26 protein-coding genes, 1 tRNA gene and 1 pseudogene are annotated in these 25,204 nt (G+C 60.1%); 15 read left to right on the top strand and 13 right to left on the bottom strand.

Translation table 11 applies throughout. The annotated features are described in order from the left end of the window. Nucleotides 1-50: 50 nt before the first annotated feature. The 3 genes from PAF20_RS09415 to PAF20_RS09405 are packed head-to-tail and all read right to left on the bottom strand — an operon-like array spanning nt 51 to nt 2,292. A complete protein-coding gene (locus tag PAF20_RS09415; protein WP_434802911.1) occupies nt 51-695 on the bottom strand; it encodes a uracil-DNA glycosylase in 645 nt (214 codons plus the stop codon). Continuing rightward, entirely contained in the window at nt 692-1,705 is a 1,014-nt protein-coding gene (gene trpD / locus PAF20_RS09410; RefSeq protein WP_271070414.1) for an anthranilate phosphoribosyltransferase, read from the bottom strand. Before trpD ends, PAF20_RS09415 begins: the two co-directional genes overlap by 4 nt. Beyond that, on the bottom strand, nt 1,702-2,292 hold the full coding sequence (locus tag PAF20_RS09405) for an anthranilate synthase component II (protein WP_271070413.1): 591 nt from the start codon (nt 2,290-2,292) through the stop codon (nt 1,702-1,704). Before PAF20_RS09405 ends, trpD begins: the two co-directional genes overlap by 4 nt. 104 nt (nt 2,293-2,396) lie before the next feature. On the opposite strand from PAF20_RS09405, the gene PAF20_RS09400 reads away from it, so the two are divergent. The 4 genes from PAF20_RS09400 (at nt 2,397) to trpE (ending at nt 8,243) form a co-directional block, all read left to right on the top strand. Beyond that, on the top strand, nt 2,397-3,521 hold the full coding sequence (locus PAF20_RS09400) for a hypothetical protein (RefSeq protein ID WP_271070412.1): 1,125 nt from the start codon (nt 2,397-2,399) through the stop codon (nt 3,519-3,521). Next, nucleotides 3,518-4,696 (top strand): aminotransferase, encoded by a 1,179-nt coding sequence (locus tag PAF20_RS09395; protein ID WP_271070411.1) that lies wholly within the window; start codon nt 3,518-3,520, stop codon nt 4,694-4,696. The genes PAF20_RS09400 and PAF20_RS09395 overlap by 4 nt, the downstream gene beginning before the upstream one ends. A gap of 71 nt (nt 4,697-4,767) precedes the next feature. Next, complete coding sequence (locus PAF20_RS09390; RefSeq protein WP_271070410.1) at nt 4,768-6,726, top strand: peptidylprolyl isomerase; 1,959 nt, start codon at nt 4,768-4,770, stop codon at nt 6,724-6,726. A 2-nt stretch (nt 6,727-6,728) separates the two neighbouring features. Continuing rightward, a complete protein-coding gene (gene trpE / locus PAF20_RS09385; protein ID WP_271070409.1) occupies nt 6,729-8,243 on the top strand; it encodes an anthranilate synthase component I in 1,515 nt (504 codons plus the stop codon). Between the two features lie 79 nt (nt 8,244-8,322). On the opposite strand, the gene PAF20_RS09380 is transcribed toward trpE, so the two are convergent. The 4 genes from PAF20_RS09380 to fabI all read right to left on the bottom strand — a co-directional run bounded on the left by PAF20_RS09380 (nt 8,323) and on the right by fabI (nt 11,391). Next, nucleotides 8,323-9,273 carry a PRC-barrel domain-containing protein gene (locus PAF20_RS09380; protein ID WP_271070408.1) on the bottom strand — a complete coding sequence of 317 codons (951 nt, stop codon included), beginning with the start codon at nt 9,271-9,273 and terminating at the stop codon, nt 8,323-8,325. A gap of 159 nt (nt 9,274-9,432) precedes the next feature. Then, nucleotides 9,433-9,936 (bottom strand): xanthine phosphoribosyltransferase, encoded by a 504-nt coding sequence (gene gpt / locus PAF20_RS09375; RefSeq protein WP_271070407.1) that lies wholly within the window; start codon nt 9,934-9,936, stop codon nt 9,433-9,435. 8 nt (nt 9,937-9,944) lie between these two features. Further along, nucleotides 9,945-10,502, bottom strand: a complete 558-nt coding sequence (locus PAF20_RS09370; RefSeq protein ID WP_271070406.1) for a LysE family translocator — start codon at nt 10,500-10,502, stop codon at nt 9,945-9,947. 52 nt (nt 10,503-10,554) lie between these two features. After that, nucleotides 10,555-11,391: an enoyl-ACP reductase FabI gene (gene fabI / locus PAF20_RS09365; RefSeq protein WP_271070405.1), complete on the bottom strand. Its 837-nt coding sequence runs from the start codon at nt 11,389-11,391 to the stop codon at nt 10,555-10,557. A 58-nt stretch (nt 11,392-11,449) separates the two neighbouring features. Between fabI and pdxH the strand changes: the two genes are divergently transcribed. The 4 genes from pdxH to PAF20_RS09345 all read left to right on the top strand — a co-directional run bounded on the left by pdxH (nt 11,450) and on the right by PAF20_RS09345 (nt 13,463). Beyond that, a complete protein-coding gene (pdxH, locus tag PAF20_RS09360; RefSeq protein WP_271070404.1) occupies nt 11,450-12,094 on the top strand; it encodes a pyridoxamine 5'-phosphate oxidase in 645 nt (214 codons plus the stop codon). A gap of 169 nt (nt 12,095-12,263) precedes the next feature. Then, nucleotides 12,264-12,842, top strand: a complete 579-nt coding sequence (locus PAF20_RS09355; RefSeq protein ID WP_271070403.1) for a cold-shock protein — start codon at nt 12,264-12,266, stop codon at nt 12,840-12,842. Nucleotides 12,843-12,844: 2 nt separating this feature from the next. Beyond that, the gene (locus PAF20_RS09350; protein ID WP_271070402.1) at nt 12,845-13,345 is read left to right on the top strand and encodes a DUF192 domain-containing protein; all 501 of its coding nucleotides are present in this window, start codon (nt 12,845-12,847) and stop codon (nt 13,343-13,345) included. A 41-nt stretch (nt 13,346-13,386) separates the two neighbouring features. Beyond that, nucleotides 13,387-13,463, top strand: a tRNA-Pro gene (locus tag PAF20_RS09345). A 36-nt stretch (nt 13,464-13,499) separates the two neighbouring features. On the opposite strand, the gene PAF20_RS09340 is transcribed toward PAF20_RS09345, so the two are convergent. Continuing rightward, nucleotides 13,500-14,579, bottom strand: coding sequence for a tyrosine-type recombinase/integrase (locus PAF20_RS09340; RefSeq protein WP_271070401.1), 1,080 nt, complete (start codon nt 14,577-14,579; stop codon nt 13,500-13,502). A gap of 168 nt (nt 14,580-14,747) precedes the next feature. Between PAF20_RS09340 and PAF20_RS09335 the strand changes: the two genes are divergently transcribed. Then, nucleotides 14,748-15,995, top strand: coding sequence for a phage portal protein (locus PAF20_RS09335; protein ID WP_271070400.1), 1,248 nt, complete (start codon nt 14,748-14,750; stop codon nt 15,993-15,995). A gap of 235 nt (nt 15,996-16,230) precedes the next feature. On the opposite strand, the pseudogene PAF20_RS09330 reads toward PAF20_RS09335, so the two are convergent. Both PAF20_RS09330 and PAF20_RS09325 read right to left on the bottom strand, forming a co-directional pair. Further along, a pseudogene (locus PAF20_RS09330) lies at nt 16,231-16,797 on the bottom strand (transposase); the annotation flags it as partial. Between the two features lie 153 nt (nt 16,798-16,950). Next, nucleotides 16,951-19,140 carry a primosomal protein N' gene (locus tag PAF20_RS09325; RefSeq protein ID WP_434802910.1) on the bottom strand — a complete coding sequence of 730 codons (2,190 nt, stop codon included), beginning with the start codon at nt 19,138-19,140 and terminating at the stop codon, nt 16,951-16,953. A gap of 126 nt (nt 19,141-19,266) precedes the next feature. Here PAF20_RS09325 and fsa point away from each other — a divergent pair, with 126 nt between their 5' ends. The 3 genes from fsa to PAF20_RS09310 are packed head-to-tail and all read left to right on the top strand — an operon-like array spanning nt 19,267 to nt 21,538. Further along, nucleotides 19,267-19,923 (top strand): fructose-6-phosphate aldolase, encoded by a 657-nt coding sequence (fsa, locus tag PAF20_RS09320; RefSeq protein ID WP_271070399.1) that lies wholly within the window; start codon nt 19,267-19,269, stop codon nt 19,921-19,923. After that, on the top strand, nt 19,920-20,612 hold the full coding sequence (locus PAF20_RS09315; RefSeq protein WP_271070398.1) for a DUF484 family protein: 693 nt from the start codon (nt 19,920-19,922) through the stop codon (nt 20,610-20,612). The genes fsa and PAF20_RS09315 overlap by 4 nt, the downstream gene beginning before the upstream one ends. Beyond that, the gene (locus PAF20_RS09310) at nt 20,609-21,538 is read left to right on the top strand and encodes a tyrosine recombinase XerC (protein ID WP_271070397.1); all 930 of its coding nucleotides are present in this window, start codon (nt 20,609-20,611) and stop codon (nt 21,536-21,538) included. The genes PAF20_RS09315 and PAF20_RS09310 overlap by 4 nt, the downstream gene beginning before the upstream one ends. Before the next feature lie 5 nt (nt 21,539-21,543). Here the strand turns inward: PAF20_RS09310 and PAF20_RS09305 are convergent, their stop codons facing one another. Together PAF20_RS09305 and PAF20_RS09300 are read right to left on the bottom strand one after the other, a co-directional pair. Then, a complete protein-coding gene (locus PAF20_RS09305) occupies nt 21,544-21,678 on the bottom strand; it encodes a hypothetical protein (protein ID WP_271070396.1) in 135 nt (44 codons plus the stop codon). A gap of 47 nt (nt 21,679-21,725) precedes the next feature. Next, complete coding sequence (locus PAF20_RS09300) at nt 21,726-22,343, bottom strand: TetR/AcrR family transcriptional regulator (RefSeq protein WP_271070395.1); 618 nt, start codon at nt 22,341-22,343, stop codon at nt 21,726-21,728. Between the two features lie 125 nt (nt 22,344-22,468). Here PAF20_RS09300 and PAF20_RS09295 point away from each other — a divergent pair, with 125 nt between their 5' ends. After that, nucleotides 22,469-22,957 (top strand): anthrone oxygenase family protein, encoded by a 489-nt coding sequence (locus tag PAF20_RS09295; RefSeq protein WP_271070394.1) that lies wholly within the window; start codon nt 22,469-22,471, stop codon nt 22,955-22,957. A gap of 174 nt (nt 22,958-23,131) precedes the next feature. Here the strand turns inward: PAF20_RS09295 and ilvC are convergent, their stop codons facing one another. Then, nucleotides 23,132-24,154: a ketol-acid reductoisomerase gene (gene ilvC, locus PAF20_RS09290; RefSeq protein WP_271070393.1), complete on the bottom strand. Its 1,023-nt coding sequence runs from the start codon at nt 24,152-24,154 to the stop codon at nt 23,132-23,134. Nucleotides 24,155-24,284: 130 nt separating this feature from the next. Between ilvC and PAF20_RS09285 the strand changes: the two genes are divergently transcribed. Together PAF20_RS09285 and PAF20_RS09280 are read left to right on the top strand one after the other, a co-directional pair. Further along, complete coding sequence (locus tag PAF20_RS09285) at nt 24,285-24,740, top strand: Lrp/AsnC family transcriptional regulator (protein WP_271070392.1); 456 nt, start codon at nt 24,285-24,287, stop codon at nt 24,738-24,740. After that, nucleotides 24,737-25,192 (top strand): Lrp/AsnC family transcriptional regulator, encoded by a 456-nt coding sequence (locus PAF20_RS09280; protein WP_271070391.1) that lies wholly within the window; start codon nt 24,737-24,739, stop codon nt 25,190-25,192. Before PAF20_RS09285 ends, PAF20_RS09280 begins: the two co-directional genes overlap by 4 nt. Nucleotides 25,193-25,204 lie beyond the last annotated feature (12 nt).

The raw sequence follows: 25,204 nt of genomic DNA, 5'->3' as shown, positions 1-25,204 counted from the left end.
TGGCCGAGGGAAGCCCTGCCGGAACCGTTTCGAATGCGCAGAAGAAGGGCTCAGCCCGACTGTCCGGTCCAATCTATGGGCGTCCTGCCCTGATCTCGCAGCCAGTCGTTCACGCGCGAAAATGGGCGCGAACCGAAGAAGCCGCGACGGGCCGACAGCGGCGACGGATGGGCGGTCTCGATCAGCAAATCCTCTGGTCGGGGCAAGCCCGCCAGTGCTTTTTGTGCGTGGTTGCCCCAAAGGATATAGGCAAGCGGCCCGTGTTTTTGTGCCTCTGAGACCGCTTCGCTGGCCAGCCTCGCCCAACCCCACTTTGCATGTGCACCCGCCGCGCCCGGCAGGACAGAAAGCGACGTGTTCAGCATCAAGACACCCTGCCGTGCCCAATGGCTGAGATCACCTTCATCCGGCGCTTCCCCGATATCGGCTCGCATTTCTTTGAAGATATTGTTCAGAGAGCGGGGAAGGGGCGTTCCCTTGGTGACTGAAAAGGCCAGCCCGTCGGCATGTCCCGGCGTCGGATAGGGGTCCTGGCCGAGAATGACGACACGCACCTGACTGGGAGGGGTCATTTCAAGCGCACGGAATATCGCTTGCGGTCCCGGCAGAAACTCCAGGCCGAGAAGCCGGTCACGTATCACGGGCCATTCGCTGTCGAAAAAGTGCAGGTGCGCCCAGTTGGCCGGCGGCTTCACAGCGGAACGGCTTTGCCAAGTGCGGCGAGCTTTTCGGCCGCGGCGCCTGAATCGATGCTTTCAGCGGCCATCACTGCGCCTTCACGCAAATCGGCCGCGACACCGGCCACCAACAGCGCCGCGCCCGCATTCAGCAGGACGGCATCGCGGTAACCATTCCGCTCACCCTTCAGGATGGCCCGTGCAGCGGCTGCGTTATGTGCGGCATCTCCGCCGATGATCTCATCAAAATCGTGACGAGGCAGGCCTGCATCCTCTGGTGTCACGGTGATTTCCCGGATGTCACCGTCTTTAAGCTCGACAACGAAGCTATCGCCCGAAATTGCCAATTCGTCGGTGCCATCCGATCCGTGGATCAGCCATGCATGCTGAGAGCCAAGCTCTCGCAGCGTTTCAGCCATCGGGCGGCACCACGCCGCGTCGAATGTGCCGGTCAACTGTCGGGTTACCCCGGCAGGGTTGGTCATCGGGCCAAGCAGGTTGAAAATCGTACGCGTGCCAAGCTCGGCCCGTGCCGCGCCGACGTGGCGCATGGCCGGATGGTGCACCGGGGCCATCATGAAGCAGATGCCTGCCTGATCCAGTGCTGCCTGCGATTGCTCAGGCGTGGCCATGATATTGATACCCAATTCGGTCAGCGCGTCGGCGGAACCGGACCGGGAAGAAAGTGCTTTGTTGCCATGCTTTGCGACCGGCACCCCCGCACCCGCCGCGACGATAGCGGCTGCGGTCGAGATGTTCAGCGTCTTACGTCCGTCCCCGCCCGTGCCGACGATATCAATCGCGCCCTTCGGCGATTTGATCTTGTGCATTCTGGCGCGCATGGCGCGTGTGGCGGCGGCCATTTCGTCGACGGTCTCACCTCGCACGCGCATTGCCATAAGCAGACCACCCATTTGCGCAGGGGTGGCTGCGCCCTCGAACAGGGCGGCGAAGGCGCCATCGGCTTCGTCCTGTGTCAGCGGTCGTTCGGCGGCAAGCCCGATCAGCGGGCGGATATCGACAGTCATGCAGTTTCCGGGGATCGGCAGCGTTTCAGGAAGTTGCGGATCATGGCATGTCCATGTTCCGAGGCGATGGATTCGGGGTGAAACTGCACGCCCTCGACCGGCAGGCTGTCATGGATAACGCCCATGATGGTGCCGTCAGGTGCGCGCGCCGTCACGCGAAGGTTGTTGGGCAGGCTTTCTGGCGCGATCGTTAGTGAGTGATAGCGCGTTGCCTTCAGCGGGGTGGGCAGGTCAGCAAATACACCGGCTTGGTCATGGATGATCTCATCAATCTTGCCATGCATGATCCGTTCCGCACGCGTGATGCGGCCGCCAAAAGCCTCACCAATCGCCTGATGGCCCAGACACACGCCGAAAAGCGGAATGTCGCCACGATCCGCCACCGCCTTTATCAGCGACAGGCAGATCCCGGCGCGCGCAGGATCGCAGGGGCCGGGCGAGATGACGATGCCCTGAGGATTCATCGCAAGCGCCTGATCCACCGTGATACTGTCGTTGCGCCTGACCTCGACATTTGCGCCTTCCTCGCCAAGATAATGGACAAGGTTCCAGGTGAAGCTGTCATAGTTGTCGATAAGCAGGATCATGTCAGTCCGTAGCGATTAGGGGTGAACCCGGCGGGATCACGTCTTATAGATGTGCGAAATGACCGGGCGGGGCAAGCCGCCCGATGCGACAAATTGGGGCGCGAATGGCAAGAACGGACGGAATCGGGCGCGGATTTCTGCATGGCACGCTGATCGGTGCAGCGGCTTTGGCAGGGCTTTCGCTGGCATTTCCGTTGGGCGAAGCGCCTGTATCTGATGCTGACGAAGCAGCGTTGATGCCTGCTGAAGTGGTGACGCCGTCGCCTTCTGCCGAGACGTCGCCCACCGGTCCGACGCCTGAAACCGTGAAGCCGCCAGAGGCCGCCGGGCAGGTTGACACCAATGCAGGTGCACCGGCGCAGGACAGCGCCGGACTGACCCAGAACACCACTGATGCCGCTCCGGCCACGGAGATGGCACCGCCCACTGGTTCCGAATTCGCCCGGGCCGCAGAGGATTTGCCGCCAACCGTCCCGGCATCCGCCAATGCGCCCGCGCCCGGCGGCTCTGTGTCAGAGGTCGCCGAACCCGCGGCGGAAACACGCCCGCAGCCGACGACCGGCCCGGCCGGTCGACCCGATACCCTGGACGAGACCGAAACCCCGCGCGCAGCAGACGAATCGCAAACGGAGATAAACGCCCCCGCTGCGGAAGTGTCGCAGCCGCAAACTGTCCGCAGACCCGCCCGCATCGACCCGCCGGATCAGGATGCCAGCCTGACCGCCGCATCGCGCGCCGCGCCCACCGCGCCGGAAGAGGAAGAGCAGACAGCGCTGCCGGGGCAAGACGCCTTGCCCGAAACGGGTGCAGTCGCGCGGCCGAATGCGCCTGCAGATGAAAATTCGCCCGATCCGGCGACAGGTGCCGAAACCGCCGCAGATCGGCCGGAGACCCAGACTGGGGCAGAGGAAACCACCGGTCCTCTGCCGGACCAGGACGGGATGCCACCTGTCAGCAATACAGAGGCAGGTGACGTCCAAAACGACCGTGCGCAACCCCCTTCGCTGGAAACGCCCGACCCGACGCGGGAATCAGTCCCGCCGCCGCCACCGGCTGCCGGTGATGAACAGGATGACGAGGTGAGCGAACCGGCATCGGGCGCAAACGAAGGTGCGGCAGATGCGCCGTCTGATGAAGCCGATCCAGAGCCCGCATCCGATCAGCCTGCCGCCAACCGCCCCTCGCCTGACTTGGACATCCCCGTCTTGCCAATGATGAGCCCGCTATGACCCATCCAACCCCGGTAAACCCGAATATCGCCGCTGCCTTCGCGCCGCCCGTGATGGAAGCGCGTCGCTGGTTGCAGGGCGTCAGCTTTCCTGCTGAGCGGCCGTTGATCAATGTCAGTCAGGCCGCGCCCGTCGACCCACCGCCAGAGGAATTGCGTCGTGTCATGGCCGATGCTGCGCTGAACCGCGCGGATGCCCATCTTTACGGGCCGGTGCTGGGCAATACCGATCTTCGGGATACTCTGGCGCAAAGCTGGTCACGCTTCTACGGCGCGTCTGTTGGCCCAGAACGGATCGCCATCACGCAAGGTTGCAATCAGGCCTTCTGCGCAACGATTTCGACCATCGCTGCGGCGGGGGATGAGATCATCCTGCCGGTGCCGTGGTATTTCAATCACAAGATGTGGCTGGACATGCAGGGGATCGCCGCTGTGCCGCTGACCTGCGGGCCGGATATGGTGCCGCGTGCGGATGACGCGGCGGCGCTGATCTCGGACCGGACGCGCGCCATCGTGCTAATCAGCCCGAACAACCCGACGGGGGCCGAATACCCGGCGGAAACGCTGGCCGCGTTCTTTGACCTGGCCAAAGCGCGTGGCATTGCCCTGATCGTCGATGAAACCTATCGCGATTTCGACAGCCGTGACGGTGCGCCGCATGATCTTCTGGGCCGAGACGGAGCAGAGGATGTCCTGATCCAGCTATACAGCTTTTCCAAAGCGTTTCGATTGACCGGCCACCGCGTCGGTGCGGTTCTGACGGGTGCCGCCCGCATGGCAGAGCTGGAGAAGTTCCTTGATACGGTTGCGATCTCGACCAGTCAGATCGGCCAGATCGGTGCCGAATGGGGCCTGCGCAATCTGTCGGACTGGCTGGCTGGAGAGCGTGCGGAAATCCTGTCCCGCCGCGCGGCCATGCAGGATGCGATGGCGCAGACCGGTGGCTGGGACATTGTCTCGGCCGGCGCTTATTTTGCGTGGGTTGAACACCCTTTCCGGATCCCCTCGAATGAACTGGCGCAGCGACTGGTGCCAGAGGCAGGCATCCTGATGTTGCCCGGCACGATGTTCATGCCCGAGGGGCGCGGGAAACAACACCTGCGCGTCGCATATGCCAATGCCGATTCAGCCGGTATCCGCGCGATGGCGCAGCGGCTGGCTGACTGGCAACCCTGAACGCCTACGCACTTGAAGCGGCGCGGCGCGCATCCTACAAACCTGCCGAAGATGACGAAGGAAGATCAATTATGAGCAGCCTGCGCACCAAGGGCAAATCCACCATTGTCTGGATTTTGATGGCATTGCTTCTGCTTGGCCTTGGCGGCTTCGGTGTGACCAATTTCTCGGGAGGGGCGACGGAAGTCGGCTCTGTCGGTGAGACAGAAGTGGATGCCCAGACCTACGGGCGCGTGCTGCAAAGGCAGATGATGCAGTTCTCGCAGCAGACTGGCCAGCAGATGAACATCGAGCAGGCGCGTGCAATAGGTCTGACGCAGGCGGTTCAGGCGCAGCTTTTCACCCGCGCCGCGTTGGAGGAGGAAGCACGCAAGATCGGCGTCTCTGTCGGTGACGCGCGCGTTGCCGAGACGATTACGCAGGAACGCGCATTCCAGGGACCGGGCGGTTTCAACCGCGCCGCATATACCGAGACGTTGCGCCGTCAGGGCCTGTCGGAAGAGAGTTATGAAAGCGATGTGCGTTCCGATATTTCCGCGCAGATCCTTCAGCAGGGTGTCGTTTCCGGCGTGTCGGCCCCTGATGCACAGGTCGATCTGGGCGCGGGATGGATGCTGGAACGGCGCGATATATCCTGGCAGGAGCTGACGGCAGAGGATCTGCCAGAACCCGTTGCGGTTCCTGACGATGCCACGCTGGAATCCTGGCATCAGGCCAATGCTGACCGATTCACCGCACCGGAAGTCCGCAAGATCAGCTATGTCTGGCTGACGCCCGAGATGCTGGCAGAGACGGTCGAACTGGATGAAACCGCGCTGCGCGAGCTGTACGATTCAAAATCCGCTGAGTATATCCAGCCAGAGCGCCGATTGGTCGGCAGGCTGGTTTTCGAAAGCACAGAGGCGGCAGAGACCGCCAAGGCCCGCATCGATTCAGGCGAAGCCAGCTTCGAAGATCTTGCGCAAGAGCGTGGGCTGACGCTTGCGGATACAGAACTGGGTGAGATGACGCAGGCTGGTCTCGGCTCTGCCGGTGAGGCTGTCTTTGCTGCCGCCGATAACGGTGTCCTTGGACCTGTGCAAAGCGATCTGGGTCCGGCGCTGTTTTCCGTGAATGCTATTCTCGATCCGATCAATGTCACCTTTGAACAGGCGCTGCCGGATCTGCGTGCTGAAGCCGCAGCTGATCGCGCGCGTCGCCTGATCGCCGACCGCGCGCCGGAGATTGAAGATCTGCTTGCCGGTGGCGCATCGCTTGAACAGGTTGCCGATGAAACTGATCTGGAACTCGGCCAGATCGACTGGACCACCCAGAACGAACCGGTCCCGGGTGAAATCGGCGGCTATACCGCGTTCCGTGAGCAGGCGGCGGCAGTTACCGAAAGCGATTATCCCGAACTTTTCGAACTGGATGATGGCGGCATCTTCGCCCTGCGTCTGGATGAGGTCGTGCCGCCGACGCTGATCCCTTTCGCCGAGGTCCGCGACGATGTTGCGACAGACTGGTCGACCGCAGAGGCACGCCGTCAGTTGGTCGCCCTTGGTGAGGAACTGAAGCTGCAAGCCGTTTCCGAAACCATGCCTCAGGTCGCGCCAAGCGAGCAGGCGACACCTGCTGACGGTGCAACAGAAAGCCCTGATGCGGCGGCGCCGACAGCGGCGACAGAGGACACCGAAATCGCCGACAATGCGAGCTCGGCTCAGGTTGAGTGGCGAACAGAGACCGGGTTGCTGCGCGACGGCTGGCTGGAAGATGCCCCACCGGCGATGATCGAACAGGCCTTCAACCTTGAGGAAGGCGAGACGGAGGTCATTGATGACGGCGAGCGTGTTGCCCTTGTCCGCGTTGACCGGATCGAGGCGGCAGCGCTTGACAGCGATATCGCGGCAGAGGTCAAGTCGACACTCAGCCAGCGGCTTGATGCCTCTCTGGCTGCCGATATGTTCGAGTATTACGCCCGTGCGGTTCAGGAACAAAGCGGTATCACCCTCAATCAATCGGCAATTGCAGCCGTTGAATCGCAGATGTGACGATGCAGATCACACCTGATTTTGAAGGTTTCGGTCCCGGTTGGAAGGCCGGACAAAACCAGCTTCTGACGCTGCGGCTTGCTGCCGATCTCGACACGCCTGTTTCGCTGATGCTGAAACTGGCAGAGGCGGCGCCAAACAGCTTTATGCTGGAAAGCGTCACTGGCGGAGAGGTCCGGGGGCGATATTCGATTATCGGGATGAAGCCCGACCTTATCTGGGAATGCCGTTCGGGGCGGGCGCGGATCAATCGCGAGGCGCGATATGCCGACGAGTTCAAGGATGAGGATCAGCCCGCACTGGACAGCCTGCGCGCGCTGATCGCCGAAAGCCGGATCGAGATGCCCGAAGGTATACCCGCCGCTGCCGCAGGGCTGTTCGGTTACCTCGGCTATGACATGATACGGCTGGTAGAGCACCTGCCAAACGTCAATCCCGACCCGATCGGGGTTCCCGACGCGGTCCTGACCCGTCCCTCGGTCGTCGCTGTTCTGGATGGCGTGAAAGGAGAAGTTACGCTCTGCGCCCCGGTTTGGCACGATCCGGCGATTCCAGCCCGTGCTGCATATGCGCAGGCGGCCGAACGGCTGACGGAAGCGCTGCGCAGCCTTGACCGTCTGCCGCATGAGCCGCGCGAAATGGGCGGCAGTCAGCAGATCGGTGCACCGGCATCGAATTTCACTCATGCGGATTATTTGGCGGCAGTCGAAAAAGCGAAGGACTATATCCGCGCGGGGGATATCTTTCAGGTTGTTCCTGCGCAGCGTTGGGCCCTGGATTTTCCCCTACCGCCTTTCTCGCTTTATCGCAGCTTGCGGCGCACCAATCCGTCTCCTTTCATGTTCTTCCTTAATCTGGAGCCCAAAGAAGGTTCATTCCAGATTGTCGGCGCAAGCCCGGAGATCCTCGTCCGGCTTCGCGATGGAGAGGTGACGATCCGCCCTATCGCCGGAACCCGCCCGCGCAGCGCGAATGAAGCAGAGGATCGCGCCCTTGAACAGGACCTGCTGGCGGATCAGAAGGAACTGGCCGAACATCTCATGCTGCTCGATCTGGGGCGCAACGATGTGGGCCGCGTCGCAAAAATCGGCACCGTGCGCCCGACAGAGAAATTCGTCATCGAGCGCTACAGCCACGTCATGCATATCGTCTCGAACGTGGTGGGGGAGTTGCGTGAGGGCGAGGATGCACTGTCGGCCTTGCTGGCCGGGCTGCCCGCTGGCACCGTTTCAGGCGCGCCCAAGGTTCGCGCTATGGAAATCATAGACGAGCTGGAGCCGGAAAAGCGCGGCGTCTATGGCGGCGCGGTCGGATATTTTTCGGCCAATGGCGAGATGGATATGTGTATCGCGCTGCGCACCGGCGTCATCAAGAACGGCCAGCTTTATATTCAGGCGGGTGGGGGTGTCGTTTATGACAGCGATCCAGAAGCTGAGTTTCAGGAAACGGTGAACAAGTCCCGTGCCCTGCAACGCGCGGCAGAGGAAGCGTCGCGTTTCGTGCGCGGCAATGGCTGACTTCTGAACAGGAAACAGCGCAATGGAAAAGGGCGACCCGAAGGTCGCCCTTTCCTTTTCAAACCTAACCGCTAAGCGATCAGTTCGAAGCCGGAGCGGCTGCCGGATCGGCGGGAGCGGCTGCCGGATCCGCCGGGGCGGCGGCCGGGTCAGCAGCAGGTGCCGGGGCAGGGGCAGGGGCTGCCTCACGCTCGCGGAACACATATTCCGGGGCGGCTTCAGCTTCTTCCTGGGTCAGCTCGCTGGTGATTTCCTGTGCGTCATAGTTGATGGTCAGCTGATCCCACGGAACGGCGATCTGCTTTTCACCGATACCCAGGAAACCGCCCACACCGATGATAGCGGCAATGATCTGGCCGTTTTCAGCGTCGACGATAACGTCACGAACCTCACCGATATTTTCATCGGTCGGCGAGGTAACGTTTGCACCCGTCACCCAGTCGATGCGCAGCTCATTCGCGGCCTGCTCACGGGCAACCTTGTCGCTGTTGGCCATCTCGGCTTCCATAGCGGCAGCTTCGGTTTCCTCGGCCGATTCTGCTGTGTCCTCTGCAGCGTCGGCGGCAGCATCAGCGTTATCTGCAGCAGCGTCGGCTTCTTCAGCAGCGGCGTCGGCCTCTGCTTCGGCAGCGTCAGCGTTATCTTCTGCAGCATCTGCCGTTTCGGCGGCAGCGTCTGCAGCGTCATCTGCCGTTTCAGCGGCAGCATCTGCGGTGTCATCAGCCGCGTCTGCGGTTGCGTCAGCGGCATCGCTGGCCGCATCTGCGGTCGCGTCCGCAGCATCGCCAGCAGCATCGGTCGCGTCATCAACGGCCTCGCCCGCAGCATCGGCTGCATCGTCAGCGGTTTCGGCGGCGCCTTCAGCAGCATCGGCAGCGGCATCTGCCGTGGCATCCGCCGCTTCTGCGGTGGAATCTGCTGCCGTCTCTGCGGCGTTTTCAGGCATCGTCTCGGTCGTTTCGGCATCTTGCGCATAGGCAAAACCGGAAAGCGGAAGAACGAGGGCGGTTGTCAGAAGGATCTTACGCATGTAGCTTCTCCTTGGTCATTTCGCTGGTGCCGGGTTCAGCACCCGCATCGGTTGACCAATCCGCAGTCAGTCCTTCTGGTTCCGCAAAAAAATTCTGCCGGCGGCGGGAACCCGCGCATCCGGCAGCAGATGGTTTTGAAAGCTTTTGCTTTTCAATGATTAGTCGTCGCCGCGATAAGGGCGAACATATTGCAGTGCCATATCCCAGGGGAAGAAAATCCAGGTGTCCTGACTGACCTCGGTGATATAGGACTGAACCATCGGTTTACCCTTCGGCTTCGCATAGACCGTCGCGAAATGCGCGTTGGGATACATTTCGCGGATCAGTTCCAGCGTTCGTCCCGAATCGACCAGATCGTCGACCACAAGGATCCCATTGCCATCGCCCATCAGTTCAGGGTCGGGCTGCTTCAGCACCTGCAACTCATTTTGCCCTGCCTCTGCGCCGACGCCGCGATAGGATTTGATCGAAATCGTGTCGATCGTGCGGATGTCCAATTCGCGCGCGACGATCATCGCGGGGACCATGCCGCCGCGTGTGACGGCGACAATGGCACGCCAGGGTGTGCCGTCAAGGCGCCAGGCAAGTGCGCGGGCGTCGCGGTGAAGTTGGTCCCAGCTGACGTGGAAGCCTTTTTCATGTGGCAGAAGCGAGTCGGTCATTTTCTCTCTCAGCTTTTAAAGATCAGCAGCAATCCCAGTGCAAACAGGGCAAGTGCTGCGGTTCGGTCGATCCAGAACTTCGCCCCGAAATAGCGCCGGCGCATGGGTGCTGTCGACATGGCAATTGTGACAGTTGCATACCAGAAAAGCTCTGTCGAAAGGGCAACGACGTAGATAGAGGCATTGTCGATCAGGCTTAATGGTCCTGGAAACAGCCGCAGGATCAGCGCGGCATAGAACAATGCGGGCTTCGGGTTGGACAGGTTCAGCAGGACGCCGCCGATGAAGCCGCGGCCGAATTTTTTCTCTGCCGCTTCGGGCAGGGGGGCTGCCGCGCCGCGCCACATGCCCCAGGCAAACCACAGGATATAGACACCGCCTAATATCTTAACTGCGTGGTAAAGCGCCGGATATGTTCTGAAAAGAAGCGACAGACCGCCAAGTGCGAACAGGCACCACAGTGATGCGCCAAGCGCGAGGCCAAGCCCGAAGGGCAGGGCAACTTCGCGCCCGCGCGAGAAGGAGGTTTGAATCGCGGCCACGATCGCAGGACCGGGCGACAGCAATGCGACCGAGATCAGCCCGACAAGCGCGACATAGGGTTCCAGCCCGCCCAGATCAGCCGTCCTTGCGCCCGGTCACAGCGTCAATGTCCGGTGCGTCCACGGCCTTCATGCCGACCAGATGATAGCCTGCATCGACATGATGGGTTTCGCCTGTTACGCCGCTGCCAAGGTCCGACAGCAGATACAGCGCCGATTTGCCGACCTCATCCTGCGTCACGTTGCGGCGCAGCGGAGAGTTCAGCTCATTCCATTTCAGAATATAGCGGAAGTCACCGATGCCAGAGGCCGCCAAAGTCCGGATCGGTCCGGCGCTGATGGCGTTTACGCGGATCGCATCCTTGCCCAGATCCTCGGCCAGATAGCGGACGGATGCCTCAAGCGCCGCTTTGGCGACGCCCATCACATTGTAATGCGGCATAACGCGTTCGGCACCGTAATAGGTCAGCGTCACCATGCTGCCGCCATCAGTCATCAGCGCAGCCGCGTGCCGTGCGGCCATGGTAAAGGAATACACCGAAATATCCATTGTTTTCAGGAAGTTCGGCAGCGTCGTATCAACGTATCGACCGCGAAGCTGGTCCTTGTCAGAATAGCCGATGGCGTGGACCAGAAAGTCGATCTTGCCCCAGGCCTTGCCGATATCGGCAAACATCTGCGCGACGCTTTCTTCTTCCGATACGTCGCAATCAAACAGCAGCGTGGAACCCAGCTGCTGCGCCAGCGGTTCTGCCCGCTTCTTCAATGCCTCGCCCTGATAGGACAACGCGATCTCTGCGCCTTCGTCGGCCAGAGCCTTGGCGATGCCCCAAGCAATGGACTTGTCATTCGCCAGCCCCATAATGAGCCCACGACGTCCAGCCATCAGGCCCTTGCGTTCGCTGCTTGACATGCCCCTCTCCGTCTTACCTTTTTGGCAGGATTAGGCGAAAGGCCCGGGAGCATCAAGCATGAGCAGACAAAACAGCATCTTCGTCGGCGATGATCCGTTCATCATTGCCCGCCGCTGGCTGGCCGAAGCAGAGGAGGTGGAACCCAATGATGCAAACGCGGTGGCCCTGGCCACGGTTGACGGCGACGGGCTGCCGGATGTGCGGATGGTTCTGCTGAAGGAAATCGAAAGCGAAGGGGCCGGGCAGGGCGCTTTTGTGTTCTACACAAACTATGAAAGTGCGAAGGGACTGCAGATAGAGGCTTCCGGGAAGGCCGCCTTCGTAATGCATTGGAAATCGCTTCGCCGCCAGATACGGGTGCGTGGCTCGGTGAAGCGTGAAGAGGGACGGAAAGCCGATGACTATTACGACAGCCGTGCCTTGCAAAGTCGTATCGGCGCATGGGCATCGCAGCAAAGCCGCCCACTCGAATCACGCTCCGCTCTGATGCGGGCAGTCGCGAAGGAAGGCCTGCGTCACGGCCCCAAACCTGCCAGGCCACCTTTCTGGGGTGGTTTCAGGATAAAGCCTGTTCAGATCGAATTCTGGGCGGACGGTCAGTTCCGCCTGCACGATCGTTTTCAGTGGAAGCTATCTGCGGAGACAGCTAAAGGGGATTCGCTTTTGCCCGGTGGCTGGAGCGTCGCACGACTCGCGCCGTGATTGATCTATGTTCTTATATTATTGAAATGTATGGCCTTGCAGGCCCTTTACGTTACGTCATCTTATGTATTTTAATCGGGACTACAGGCGCGACATGTGTGACAATTCCTTAAGGAATTGTGAAACTGTGGCCCCCGATTGTGACCAGGGGTTAATGTAAAGCGGTATTATGACGATAGCCGATGGAACTGTTGTTACCGAGGTCAGCGGGTCGATCAAATGGTTTGATCCAACACGTGGTTTTGGTTTCATTATCAGCGATGAAGATGGGCCGGATATCCTTCTGCACACCAATGTACTGCGGAACTTCGGACAAGGATCGGTCGCAGATCGTGCACGCATAACTGTTCTGGTTCAACACACGGCGCGGGGCCTGCAAGCGGTTAAGGTTCTTTCGATTGAACCACCCGAAAGTGATGGCACCCCCCCGATCAGCGATCTGGCCGATACCCCACCAGAGGTTCTGGCGGCACTGCCTTTCCTGCCCGCGCGTGTAAAATGGTTCGACAAAGCCAAAGGTTTCGGCTTTGCAAACGTTTTCGGGCAGTCGGAAGATGTGTTTCTTCATTCGGAGGTCCTGCGCCATTCTGGCCTGTCGGATCTGAGCGTCGGCGAAGCAGTCTCCCTTCGTGTCGTCGAGGGTCGCCGTGGGTTGATGGCAGCAGAAATCACCGCGTGGGAGCGTGGCAGTCACGAAGCAGAGCGAGCAGGGAATAAAGACAAAACGGACACTCCATTGGGGGGATGATCATGTTCAGTCGTCAGATCTTAGCTGTCATCTGCGCGACCACCTTTATTGGGCTGAACCACGCCTCGGCCCAGGAAGCCCCGGTTTGCGAGGACGATGTGGCGGTTTTTCCGGCGGTCGATGCCTCCATCCGGTTAGAGATTGCCGACGATCCGCAAGAACGTGCGCAGGGGCTGATGAACCGCGAGGGTCTGGCGCCGATGACGGGCATGTTGTTCATCTATGAGAGCCCACGGCCCGCGTCCTTCTGGATGAAGAACACATTGATCCCGCTCGACATGATTTTCATGGATGCGCAGGGGGTGATCCGGCACATCCATCCCTCGGCAAAGCCGGGCGACCTGACACCGATCCCCGGACACACAGCTGATGATCCGGACCCGAATCGGTTAATGGTTCTGGAAGTCGGGGGTGGGGAGTCCGAAAGAATCGGTCTGGAGGTAGGGATGGCGATGGCGTTTCCAAGGTTAGATCAATCAATGGCGGCTCAACCGTGTCGTTAGGGCTTTCCACCCGCCGCAACTGCGGTTAGAAGCACCTTCGTCGGGGCGTGGCGCAGCCTGGTAGCGCGACGGTTTTGGGTACCGTAGGTCGTAGGTTCGAATCCTATCGCCCCGACCAGCACTTAGCCGACTTTCAACCAGGCCGTTTTGCAGTTCATTTTGCATTTTTCGTTCTGGATTCGGCCCGCTTTAGCTTCTCGGCAAGCCAATCAGTCATTCCCGGTGCCAGTGCGACATATCGCTCAATCACCTCAACGGCGTGCATGATCGACCAGCCCATATGCGTGGCGATCTCCCTCAACTCAGCGCCAGCCTCAAGATGTCGAGTGGCGGCGGTCCCGCGAGCATCATATAGGCGGAGTTCAGGCCGCAACTTCAGCCTGTCTCGCCATTCGCTTACAGCGTCCCCCAGATAATTGGCGTGCTTGTAGGGTTGCCCCGACGCCGTGGCGATCAGATGGCTCTGAGCATCTGGCGTTTCGGCAATCAAAACTGACATTCGGTCAGTGACGGGTATAGACGCTATGCGCTTCCGCTTGGCCGTAAATACCACGAGGCGCTGACCATGAGGTGTTGGGTGTAGGTTGGCGCGGGTGATAGTCGCCAGATCATCTGGCCGCAGACCGGTTTCGGTGGCTGCTATCAAAATTCTGCCGATGTGCTTGGGGGCACCATCAACAAAGGCGGAAACCTCTTCGGGCATCCAGAAGATATCGGAACGGCTGGATTTATAGACGCCTTTGATCTGTCTGAGGTGGTGCTCACGGATAAGCCCTCGGTCCAACGCGAAACCCATAATCCGCTGTAAATGCCTGATGTGTTCACCCCCGACCTTCCCACCAATGCTGTCCCGCCAGTCGAGTGCCTGCGTTCGGATGCGCGTGTCGTTCAGGGCCGCGATAGGGGCATCTCCGAACCGCTTATCTATGCCGTTCTTTGCATGGAAGATGGAGCAGCGCATGTCCTTCTGGGTTCGTGGGGCCAGACCTTTGAAATCCTGGCTTTCGAGGAAGCGAACAATGATAGATCTGAACTTCCCGGCTGCCTGATCGGCGGGCTGGGCAGCCGCGGTGAATGCGGCGATATATTCGGGCGAACCGATGCGCAAATCGCTGGCACTTTCCCAGAACTTACCCGCTCCGCGACCTTGACCAACGTAGTGATATTCTCTGGCAGACCCGTCCGCCAATTTGGCCTTGATCCGGTTGATCCCCTTGAGCCTAACCCTTGTCATCTTGAGCAAACCAGTCGTCTACGGCTGTTTTCGCCCTCGGTCATAAAAACTACTGTACCGCCATCGGCAGCCAGAGGATGATCGTTATTGACTTCTGCCGCCTCAATATCGTCATTGGGATATAGAACTCCGCCTCCCACGCATAGGGATACGCGGCGCGAGCGCGTGATGTGGTGGTTGCCAATGTGGTCGGTGAAGGCAACGCGCCTTCCGTTCGATGCAGCGATAAGGGGCATAAAAAAACTCATCGAGGAAAAGCTTCGCTTGCACCTTCTGACGCCCGCATTGGACGCCCGCGGCGAATACGATCTGTTCGAGATGCAGCAGGTATTCATGTCCACGGTATTCGCTGACGGCGAGTGCTTTCTGCGGTGGCGACCACGGACAGGAACCTTTGCGACGGGCCTCGCCTTGCCGTTTCAGTTCGAGATGATCGAGGCGGACCGGCTGGATAAATCGATTACCTCACATGGCCTAAATCAGGTGGTTGAGGGGGTCGAATACGGCCCGACAGGCCAGATCGAAGCATATCACCTCCCGCCCTATCATCCCGGATCGGTCGAGATCCCGCGAAGCCGAACCACCTCGCGCGTCTCTGCGATTGATGTGATCCACGGCCGGCGGTTCAATCGGTCGGAGCAATTGCGCGGGGTGCCTTGGCTGGCTCCGGTAATGATGACCATCGGCGAACTGTCCGATTATCAGGAAACCCAGATCATGAAGCAGCGTATGTCGTGGCTGCTTGCGTTCATGCTGAAATGGACGGGCGGAGTCGGCGTCGGTAAATCGGAGAAGGGCCTCGACAAGTCGGAACCGGGCGCAATTTTCCACCTTCCGGAAGGTGCGGAGCCGGTACCGGTCGATCCGCCGCGCGTCGAGGAATACCCCGCCTTCATGAAGCAGGGTCTGCAGGCAATCGCAGCGGGGATCGGGATTACCTACGAGTCGCTTGCCGTTGATCTGGAAAGCGTGAACTTCTCATCCGCTCGCTACGGCCGGAACGAAATGGACCGACTTGTTCGGATGTGGCAGCGCAACATCATGATCGCCCAATTTGGCGGCGGGATCGAGCGCTGGTTTCGGAACGGCCTCTCTGTATCCGGAAAGGCGGGAATGGATTTTACGCTCGACTGGACCCCGCCACGCCGCATCCTTGTCGATCCGACGCGCGAAATCCCGGCGATGATCGAAGAAGTCGAGTCCGGGCTGAACAGCTGCCAAGGCGTTCAGCGCGAACTAGGCCGCGATCCGGAACGCATCCGTGAAGAACGCGTGCAGGACATGCAGGCGGACGAAGCAGTAAACCTGTCGTCCGCATCAGATGAAAAAGCAACAGAAGCTGGCCGCGCCCGCGCGGAAGCCGACAACATAAAGGACCAAGCCGCACGGAATCGCTTGTCTTCAATAACGAATTGATCCTGAGCGGCGACGTAATCGACGACAGTTGGTCGGGCTTGATGTCGGACGAAGATATTTTCTTCTGCCCGGCAAAGCTTCTTCCGGCTCGGCAAAGTGTAACGCGGGATTTTCGATCTTGTCGATCTGTTCCGCCAAAACTTGGAGAAAGCGTCGTGAGCGATCTCTATGCGATTTGCGAATACGAGCCGACCGTGCTGACTGATACAAATATTCCTGTCAACGAAACGCAATGGGTGCCGATCGCCTTGCCGCGCGCGTGCCGTTTACGGACGATTAACCCTTCCTCGCGATCAAGCCGGTAGATGCGGTTGATCCCAAATGGCTCGCCCTCGCGGCGCAGCAGGACAAACAGCCGCCTTATAGCCGAACCTGCGCCGTTCATTCGCCGGATCCCGCAGCGCTATATCGGGTGCGCGTCGTGATCGATACCGCACTGTTTTCCGATCCACACCGATAATCCGACACGAACGCCGTTCCGACAAACCCAATTGAGCTTTCAGATGCGCGACAGCCTCGCGCTTCACAGCGGGCGTCACCACTTTTTTGACAAAAGCTCCTTCATCGCCGCCATGTCCAGCATCTGCTCGGCCAGCAGCCGCTTCAGCCTGGCGTTCTCGTCCTCAAGCCCCTGCAGACGCTTCACCTCGGACACCGTCATCCCGGAATTTTTCGCCTTCCAGGCATAAAAAGTGCCTTCCGACATCCCGTACTTGCGGCAAAGGCCGGCGCACTTCGCCCCGGCCTCATGCTCAGTCAAAATGCCGATGATTTGTTCTTCGTTGTATCTTGTTCGCTTCATGTTCCGTTCTCAATTTGGTCCGGACTCTAATCGCAGGTGGAGGAAAAATCCCGTGGCAGGTCAGGGGTGCCTCGATCTTTCAGACTCCGTCTTTGGTGTCCAAATACCTCGGGGTGAGCCGCGCAGCGGCGAGGGGCAGCGCCCCTCAGCCACTCAAAAGAAGCTCTGCGGGTCAATATCCACAGACAGACGCATATTGGTCGGCAGCTTGACTGGCGCCAACCAGTCGCTGATAGCCTGCTGAATGGCAGCCTGCCGGGGTGCACGGATCAGCATACGCATCCTGTGCCGCCCGCGAATGCGGGCGATTGGGGCAGGGGCAGGGCCGAACAGTTCGGCGCCCGCCTCACGGATAGGTCCGGCAATCATGGCAAGATGTCGCGCGAAATCAGACAGCGTCGCCGGGTCAGGATGCGAGAGGATAATTCCAGCTAACCGACCGAAAGGCGGCATGGATTCCGCCCTCCTCATACCGGCTTCGGCGTGCAGGAATCCTTCGTCATCACCGGCCAGTATCGCGCGAATCACTGCATGATCAGGCTGATGGGTCTGCAGCAGCGCCAGTCCCGGTCGATCGCCCGGCATCCTGCCGGCGCGACCCGCAACCTGACGCATCAGTTGAAACGATCGTTCTGCCGCGCGCAGATCGGCGCCTTGCAGTCCAAGGTCGGCGTCGATCACACCGACCAGAGTCAACTTCGGAAAGTTGTGCCCCTTGGCGACAAGCTGCGTGCCGATGATGATTTCCGTATCGCCTTGCGCGATCTCGGCAATTGTCTCTTTAAGCGCACGGGCCGAGCCAAACAGATCGGATGACAGTACCGTCAGTTTCGCATCCGGAAACCGCGCGGCGACCTCTTCCGCCAATCGCTCGACCCCCGGACCGACGGGGGCAAGCTTGCCCTCAACCCCGCAAGAAGGGCATTCGACCGGGATGGGGCGCGATTCCCCACATTGGTGGCAAACCAGCCGGTTCTGAAAACGATGTTCGACCATTCGGGCGTCGCATTGCTGGCAGCCGATCTGTTCGCCGCAGGCACGGCACACCGTGACCGGCGCATAGCCGCGCCGGTTCAGGAACAAAAGCGATTGCTCACCCCGGGCGATGCGGGCCTCGACCGCCTTTGCCAAGCTCGGCGAGATCCATTGTCCGCCCGGCATGTCCTCAGCGCGCAGGTCTACTGTCGCCATATCCGGCAATTCCGCATCACCATAGCGGGAGCGCAATTCAAGCCTTTCATATTTGCCGCTGCCAGCATTCACCCATGTCTCTAGCGAAGGTGTGGCCGATGCCAGAACGACCTGGGCCGAGGCAACAGCAGCGCGCAATACCGCCATATCGCGGGCTGAGTAAAAGACCGTATCTTCTTGTTTGTAGGACGAATCGTGTTCTTCGTCGACAACGATCAAGCCAAGATCGCGGAATGGCAGGAACAGGGCAGAGCGCGCGCCTACGACCAGCGAAACCTCACCGCGTCCGGCCATGTGCCACAAGCGCCGCCGCTCTGTCCGGCTGATCCCGGAATGCCATTCGCCGGGGCGGGCGCCGAAACGCGCCTCCACCCGGTCCAGAAACTCCGCCGAAAGTGCGATCTCAGGCAGCAGTACCAAAGCCTGCCTGCCTGCGCGCAGGCAGGCGGCGACCGCTTCAAGATAAACCTCTGTCTTGCCGGACCCGGTCACGCCGCGCAGCAGGGTGGTGCCATAGTTGCCACTGCTGACCGATTCCCGCAGTTTTTCTGCCGCTGCGGCCTGATCGGGGGCGAGCGGCTTGCCCGGCAGGTCAGGATCAAGCCGAGGATAGGGCAGGTCCTTGGGCGCGGTCACCTCGACCAGCGTGCCGGCGGCAACCAGCCCCTTGACGACGCTGGTACCGACCCCTGCCAGCTGCGCCAGTTCGGACGCCGCAAAACTGGCCCCGCCGTGTTCTTCGATCACGCGCAGCACGGCTGCCCGTGCCTCTGTCATCCGCGACGGCTCCGGTCCGGCGCGCAGGATGATCCGCCGCTCTGCCGGGGGTTTGTCCAGATCGGGCGCACGCATTGCCATGCGAAGCATAATCGGCAGCGGTGTCAGCGTATATTCCGCCGCGCGGGACAGAAATGTCCGCAGTTCTTCCGATAGCGGCGCTGCATCGACACCGCGTAACACCGGGCGCAGTTTGGCAAGATCGAATGTCCCCTCACCCTTGCCCCAGACAACGCCCATCACCCGGCGCGGTCCAAGCGGGCAGATCACGATCTGACCGTCCTCTGCCCCTCCTTCGGGCGCAAGATAATCCAGCAGCCCGACCGGTTCGGTTGTCAGAACGCCGATGCGTGCGCCTTGGGGGTGGAAAGTCACAATCAGCCCGCAGAGATGGATAAGGTCGGCACACTGCCGCGAGTGGCGCGGAAAAACAAGCACTGCCGCTTTCGGTAAGCAAGGCAATGCGCTATCACTTTGCCAAACGCTGCTGAGGAGTGCGCCATGAAATTCTTTGTCGATACAGCCGACGTCGATGCCATCCGCGAATTGAACGATCTGGGAATGGTTGACGGGGTTACCACCAATCCGTCGCTGATCTTGAAGGCGGGCCGCGATATTGAAGAAGTGACCCGCGAGATCTGCGACATGATCCCGGGCCCTGTCTCTGCCGAGGTGGTTGCCGAAAAAGCCGATGACATGATCCGCGAGGGCAAGCACCTGGCAAAGATCGCCAATAATATTGCCGTGAAGGTGCCGTTGACCTGGGACGGGCTGAAAGCCTGCCGTGTGCTATCGGATGCGGGCCACATGGTGAATGTCACGCTCTGCTTCTCGCCCGCGCAGGCTATTCTGGCGGCGAAAGCTGGCGCGACCTTCATCAGCCCGTTCATCGGGCGTCTGGACGACATCCATCTGGACGGGATGGAACTGATCGCCGATATCCGCGAGATTTACGACAATTACGGCTACGAGACGCAGATTCTTGCCGCCTCGATCCGTTCGGTGAACCATATCATCGAAGCGGGCCGGATCGGTGCCGATGTCATCACCTCGCCGCCGAATGTTATCAAGTCGATGGCGACCCACCCGCTGACCGATAAGGGCCTGGCGCAATTCAACGCGGACTGGGCCAAGACCGGTCAGAAGATCGGCCAATGACCGAACAGGCGCTGTCCCCCGAACAGCGGCAGGCGCTGCTGGACGATCCCAGCTCGATCCTGATGGATCGCGACCTCATGCGGGCCATTGTCGGCGCGCATGAGGAAGGCGTCGGCGACAATGTCATCGACATTCGCGGCCGCGCCATGACGGCTCTGGAATCGCGGCTGGACCGGCTGGAAGCCGCGCATGAAACGGTCATCGCTGCCGCCTATGAAAACCAGTCGGGGATGAATACCATCCACCGTGCGGTCCTGTCGCTGTTGCAGCCCGTGGATTTCGAAGATTTTCTTGAGAACATGCAGACTGACCTCGCCGATATCCTGCGGGTCGATACGCTTGTTCTGGTGATGGAAACCTCTACCAAGGAAGGCACGCCGGAAATGGGCGGCCCGCTGACGATGGTGCCGGCAGGAACGGTATCCCGTGCGATTGCGGCGGGGCGTCGCGGCCAAAGCTCTGGCGAAGTGATGCTGCGCCGCGCGTCGTCGGTCAGCGCGGGGCTGCATGGTGCGCCTGTCGCGTCCGAGGCACTGATTCCGCTGGATCTGGGCGCAAACCGGATGCCTGCGCTGCTGCTGATGGGCTCGGACGAGCCGGGACGGTTCAGTGCTGCGCAAGGCACCGATCTGCTGCGCTTCTTTGGTCAGGCGTTCCGCTTGATCCTGCTTCGCTGGCTGGACGAATGAGCACGCCGCTGGCGCTGACGCCCGCGATGGCAGATGCGTTGGCGCAATGGCTTCAGGGCGAAGCGGCCGCCAGGGACCGCTCTGCCCACACCATCACCGCTTATCGCGATGATACGCTGGCCTTTCTGTCCTTCCTTGGCGGGCATTATGGAGAAGGCGCGACCCCGAAATCCCTCGCTTCGCTCAAGCAGATTGATATGCGTGCTTTTGCGGCTGCGGAAAGGGCCAGGGGCCTGTCTGCCCGTTCGCTGGCCCGTCGGCTTTCGGCGATCCGCAGCTTCCTGCGATGGATTTCCGACCGAGAGGGCTATGACCTGTCAGCCGCCTTGTCGACGCGCGGCCCCAAATACCAGCGGTCCCTCCCGCGTCCGCTTGCGCCCGATCAGGCCCGTGAGCTTCTTGACCACGCGGGCAGCCACCACGCCGAACCTTGGATTGCGTCCCGCGACATGGCGGTGCTGACGCTGCTTTACGGCTGTGGCTTGCGCATATCAGAGGCGCTTTCGCTAACCGGTGCTGAATGGCCCATGCGCGAATCCCTGACCATACGCGGCAAGGGCGGGCGTGAACGCATGGTCCCGGTCCTGCCCGTGGCGATAGATGCCATTGCCGCCTATCTGCGCCTTTGCCCCTATCCGCTGGAAAAGGATAGCCCGCTTTTCTACGGCGCCCGTGGCGGTCCATTGCGCGCAGGCGTCCTTGAAGGGGCGATGGCAAAGATGCGCCAATCCCTCGGCCTGCCGCCCACGGCCACGCCCCATGCCCTGCGCCACAGCTTTGCCACGCATCTTCTTTCAGCCGGCGGCGATCTGCGCACCATTCAGGAATTGCTGGGCCATGCCAGCCTTGCCACGACGCAGGTCTATACCGGCGTCGATGATGCCCGGCTGATGGAGGTCTACCGCAATGCCCATCCGCGCCGTTAGGGACACTATTCCTGTTCGACAAACCGAGCGACATTATCGAGGATCGCCTGCCAGCCCTCGTGTTGCATCTCGACCGGGTGGGTGCCTTCCTCGGCGCGTGATCGTGACAAAAAGAAGTCGTCACTCGCAATCGCCGTCATGAAGGTCTGTTTCGAACCAGGCTTACCAATGCTGCATTGTTCTACACTTAGCTTTTCGCAGCGGTAGAGGAAACCGGCTGACCAATGATTGAGATGAAGCGATCGATGGCCGTATTCGCTCGCGCTTCGGTATAGGATGCGTCCGGTTCAGACATGGCGCCGATAGCCCGTCTGACCTGAAGGTCCCCGATCAGCAAACTGATGAACATGTCCGTCATTTCATGGTGGCTGTATCCAGAGCCGGTCGACAGGCGCGCCATGACGTTTCCGATCAAGGGGGCAAGACTGTCGCGTCCGTTTCGGGCGATCGCCTTGCCAAGCTCATTCGATGGATCTGCTGCAGCAGCGCGGTTGAGCAGGACGGCCTTCTCCCCCAACACCATGCCAAGCAGCACCGGTGCAATAGCCTTCAGCGTTTGCATCGGATCAGCTTCCGATCCTATCGCAGCTTCAAGCCTTTCCCGGGTTTCTGCCGCGTTATCCCGGATCATGGCTTCAAACAATCCCAGTTTGCCGCCGTACCAACGATAGAGTGTTTCATTTGAGGCTTTGGCCGCCTTGGCAATGGTCAGCAAGGAGGCCCCGGAATATCCGCTCGTGCCGAGCACGTCATAGGCGCAATTTGCAATCTGCGCATGGCGCTTCTGTTTACTTTCTTCTTTCATACGACGCTCCATCTTGACAGGAAGAAAACGTATAGATATGTACACCTCATATCAAGGCGTACACACCTATACGGAAAACTGTCATGTCATTACCTGTGCACACCAAGGTCATAATCTCGGTTTCAATGCTGTTCAGCGCGGCGATTTTCGGATTTTTCTACGCTTGGGTCTGTTCGACGATGTGGGGGTTGGACGCAGCCGACCCTCGTGTGGCAATTCAGGCGATGCAGGCCATGAATGCCTCGGTCCGCAATGTGGTTTTCTTTCCGGCATTCTTTCTGACGCCGTTGGTCCTGGCTGCGTCAGCTATGTCCTTGTGGCGGCTTCGGATGAACAGTAGCGCGGCGTGGTTTGCGGCGTCTTCCGTCACCTATCTGTGCTTTGGGCTAGTGTTAACGATGGCAGTCAATGTGCCGATGAACGAAGCGCTTGCTCTCAAAGAGGTGCCAACCAATTTAGCGGATGCCAGGGTGATGTGGGACGAATATTCATCACCATGGCAGTTCTGGAATGTGATGAGAACACTAGCCTCTGGCGCCTCTTTCCTTCTGGCAACGCTTGGCTTGCTGTCATTGACTGGCAAGACCAAATACACAGCAAAAAACCCTGGTTGAAACCGTGCCGAACGACAATCAGCCGATGGGGTGTTAAGGAACGGCTACTCAAGCAGGATAGGTCAATCGCGATTCCGTGCCGCTATTCATCGCCGGGAAAACATCAGCTCGACTTGTCAGTAAAAAAGGCCGGGAAAATGTTTCCCGGCCTTCCTTATTGCATCAGCGGGAACCTCAGTTCCGCGCCTTGTCCACCATTTTCCCTTTGGAGATCCACGGCATCATCTCGCGCAGCTTCTCACCGACCTGCTCGATCTGGTGCTCGTCATTGATCCGGCGGGTGGCCTTAAACGACGGCTGGCCGACGGCATTTTCCTGCATGAAGTCGCGCACGAATTTGCCCGACTGGATGTCGGTCAGAACCTCTTTCATGCGGCGCTTTGTTTCCTCATAGGGCAGGATGCGCGGGCCGCTGACATATTCACCATATTCGGCGGTGTTCGAGATCGAATAGTTCATATTCGCAATCCCGCCTTCATAGATCAGGTCGACGATCAGTTTGACCTCATGCAGGCACTCGAAATAGGCCATTTCGGGTTCGTAACCCGCCTCAACCAGGGTTTCGAAGCCCATGCGGATCAGTTCGACCAGGCCACCGCAGAGAACGGCCTGCTCACCGAACAGATCGGTTTCGCATTCCTGGCGGAAGTTGGTTTCGATGATGCCCGAACGCCCGCCGCCAATGGCCGAGCAATAGGACAGCGCGATATCCATCGCCTTGCCGGTCGCGTCGTGATCGACAGCCACCAGACAGGGAACGCCGCCGCCTTTGACATATTCGCCGCGCACGGTGTGGCCGGGGCCTTTCGGGGCCATCATGATGACATCGACACCCTTTTTCGGCTCAATCAGGCCGAAATGCACGTTCAGCCCGTGGGCAAACGCAATTGCCGCACCTTCGCGCAGATTGTCGTGGACATATTTCTTGTAGGTTTCTGCCTGCAATTCGTCGGGCATGGTGAACATCATCAGGTCGCACCATTTCGCGGCTTCCTCGATCCCCATGACCTGCAGACCTTCGCTTTCGGCCTTGGCTTTCGACGGCGAGCCTTCGCGCAGCGCAACAGCGACGTTCTTGGCACCGGAATCGCGCAGGTTCAGCGCATGGGCGTGACCTTGCGATCCATAGCCAAGAATGGCGATCTTCTTGTCCTTGATGAGGTTAACGTCGCAGTCACGGTCGTAATACACGCGCATGGTGGCGCTCCTTTTATTGATCTCTGGCAATGTTATAGGCGCGATATAGCTGGTGATTTGTTCAATCTTCGCAGATAATGGCGCGGGAAGATGACTATCATGCCTATAAGCATCAAGATTCGAAAAAATCATGCTCGACACAACTGACCGACGAATCCTGCGCCAGCTTCTGGCAGAGCCAGAGCTTGCCGCCGCCCAACTGGCAGAACGCGCCGGGGTTACGTCAGCGACGCTGTGGCGTCGGCTGGAAAAGCTGCGGGCGGCGGGGACGATCGCGGGGCAGCAGGCGGTGATCGACTGGCGCAAGCTGGGATATGAGGTTGAAGTCAGCCTGCGCTTCACGCTGGATAAGACCAACCCGCGCGCCTTCGACGAATTTACAGCAGCGGCGCGTGAGGTTCCCGAGGTGATAGAGATCCAGACATTTCTGGGCAGTGTAGACTTTCGCCTGTCGGTCATCGCGCGGGACATGGCGCATTGGCAGGAAGTCTATCGTGAGCGGATACTGACCCTGCCGAATGTGGAAACCAGCGATGCCCTGATGCTGGTTTCGACCATCAAGAACAGCGTGGAGCTGCCGCTGTGACTCCCGATGCGACCGATCTGTTGATCCTGAAACGGCTTTCGCGCGATGCCACGCTGGGCGCGGCCGAGATCGGGCGGGCCCTCGGCATGACGCAGCCCGCAGCATGGCGGCGGATTAGGCGGCTGCAAGAGGCGGGGGTAATTGCCGGTCAACGTGTGGTGCTGGACAATGCCGCGCTCGGCTTTGGCGTGACGGTGTTTCTGGGCATCAGGCTGGCGACGAAAGGGCGCACCAGCCTCGAAGAGTTCGAACGCGCCGTCACCGCCATCCCAGAGGTGCAGCTTGTGCAGCATGTGCTCGGGCAGTTCGATTACCGGCTGCGCATCGTCGCCCGCGACATCGCCGATTTCGAGCGCATCCTGCGCCGCCGGATCATGACGCTGCCGGGGCTGGGACAGGTCGAGGCCAACGTCATGCTCTCGGAAGAACGCAGGCCGGGGCCGCTTGGCTGAGTTGCTAAAAGA

The sequence above is a fragment of the Paracoccus albus genome (assembly GCF_027913035.1).
In the GTDB taxonomy this organism is placed as follows: Bacteria; Pseudomonadota; Alphaproteobacteria; order Rhodobacterales; family Rhodobacteraceae; genus Paracoccus; species Paracoccus albus.
The sequence above is the reverse complement of the archived record's forward strand: the minus strand, read 5'-3'. Positions and strand labels throughout refer to the sequence as shown.

What these genes read in the sequence shown, in the direction of transcription:
- fabI (WP_271070405.1), bottom strand. Translation starts at nt 11,391, where the DNA reads ATGTCAAGCAGCGAACGCAAGGGCCTGATGGCTGGACGTCGTGGGCTC.
- PAF20_RS09300 (WP_271070395.1), bottom strand. Translation starts at nt 22,343, where the DNA reads ATGAAAGAAGAAAGTAAACAGAAGCGCCATGCGCAGATTGCAAATTGC.
- PAF20_RS09315 (WP_271070398.1), top strand. Translation starts at nt 19,920, where the DNA reads ATGACCGAACAGGCGCTGTCCCCCGAACAGCGGCAGGCGCTGCTGGAC.
- trpE (WP_271070409.1), top strand. Translation starts at nt 6,729, where the DNA reads ATGCAGATCACACCTGATTTTGAAGGTTTCGGTCCCGGTTGGAAGGCC.
- fsa (WP_271070399.1), top strand. Translation starts at nt 19,267, where the DNA reads ATGAAATTCTTTGTCGATACAGCCGACGTCGATGCCATCCGCGAATTG.
- PAF20_RS09285 (WP_271070392.1), top strand. Translation starts at nt 24,285, where the DNA reads ATGCTCGACACAACTGACCGACGAATCCTGCGCCAGCTTCTGGCAGAG.
- pdxH (WP_271070404.1), top strand. Translation starts at nt 11,450, where the DNA reads ATGAGCAGACAAAACAGCATCTTCGTCGGCGATGATCCGTTCATCATT.
- PAF20_RS09395 (WP_271070411.1), top strand. Translation starts at nt 3,518, where the DNA reads ATGACCCATCCAACCCCGGTAAACCCGAATATCGCCGCTGCCTTCGCG.
- trpD (WP_271070414.1), bottom strand. Translation starts at nt 1,705, where the DNA reads ATGACTGTCGATATCCGCCCGCTGATCGGGCTTGCCGCCGAACGACCG.
- PAF20_RS09380 (WP_271070408.1), bottom strand. Translation starts at nt 9,273, where the DNA reads ATGCGTAAGATCCTTCTGACAACCGCCCTCGTTCTTCCGCTTTCCGGT.
- PAF20_RS09295 (WP_271070394.1), top strand. Translation starts at nt 22,469, where the DNA reads ATGCTGTTCAGCGCGGCGATTTTCGGATTTTTCTACGCTTGGGTCTGT.
- PAF20_RS09335 (WP_271070400.1), top strand. Translation starts at nt 14,748, where the DNA reads ATGTGGTGGTTGCCAATGTGGTCGGTGAAGGCAACGCGCCTTCCGTTC.
- PAF20_RS09405 (WP_271070413.1), bottom strand. Translation starts at nt 2,292, where the DNA reads ATGATCCTGCTTATCGACAACTATGACAGCTTCACCTGGAACCTTGTC.
- ilvC (WP_271070393.1), bottom strand. Translation starts at nt 24,154, where the DNA reads ATGCGCGTGTATTACGACCGTGACTGCGACGTTAACCTCATCAAGGAC.
- PAF20_RS09355 (WP_271070403.1), top strand. Translation starts at nt 12,264, where the DNA reads ATGACGATAGCCGATGGAACTGTTGTTACCGAGGTCAGCGGGTCGATC.
- PAF20_RS09390 (WP_271070410.1), top strand. Translation starts at nt 4,768, where the DNA reads ATGAGCAGCCTGCGCACCAAGGGCAAATCCACCATTGTCTGGATTTTG.
- PAF20_RS09350 (WP_271070402.1), top strand. Translation starts at nt 12,845, where the DNA reads ATGTTCAGTCGTCAGATCTTAGCTGTCATCTGCGCGACCACCTTTATT.
- PAF20_RS09400 (WP_271070412.1), top strand. Translation starts at nt 2,397, where the DNA reads ATGGCAAGAACGGACGGAATCGGGCGCGGATTTCTGCATGGCACGCTG.
- gpt (WP_271070407.1), bottom strand. Translation starts at nt 9,936, where the DNA reads ATGACCGACTCGCTTCTGCCACATGAAAAAGGCTTCCACGTCAGCTGG.
- PAF20_RS09310 (WP_271070397.1), top strand. Translation starts at nt 20,609, where the DNA reads ATGAGCACGCCGCTGGCGCTGACGCCCGCGATGGCAGATGCGTTGGCG.
- PAF20_RS09340 (WP_271070401.1), bottom strand. Translation starts at nt 14,579, where the DNA reads ATGACAAGGGTTAGGCTCAAGGGGATCAACCGGATCAAGGCCAAATTG.
- PAF20_RS09305 (WP_271070396.1), bottom strand. Translation starts at nt 21,678, where the DNA reads ATGACGGCGATTGCGAGTGACGACTTCTTTTTGTCACGATCACGCGCC.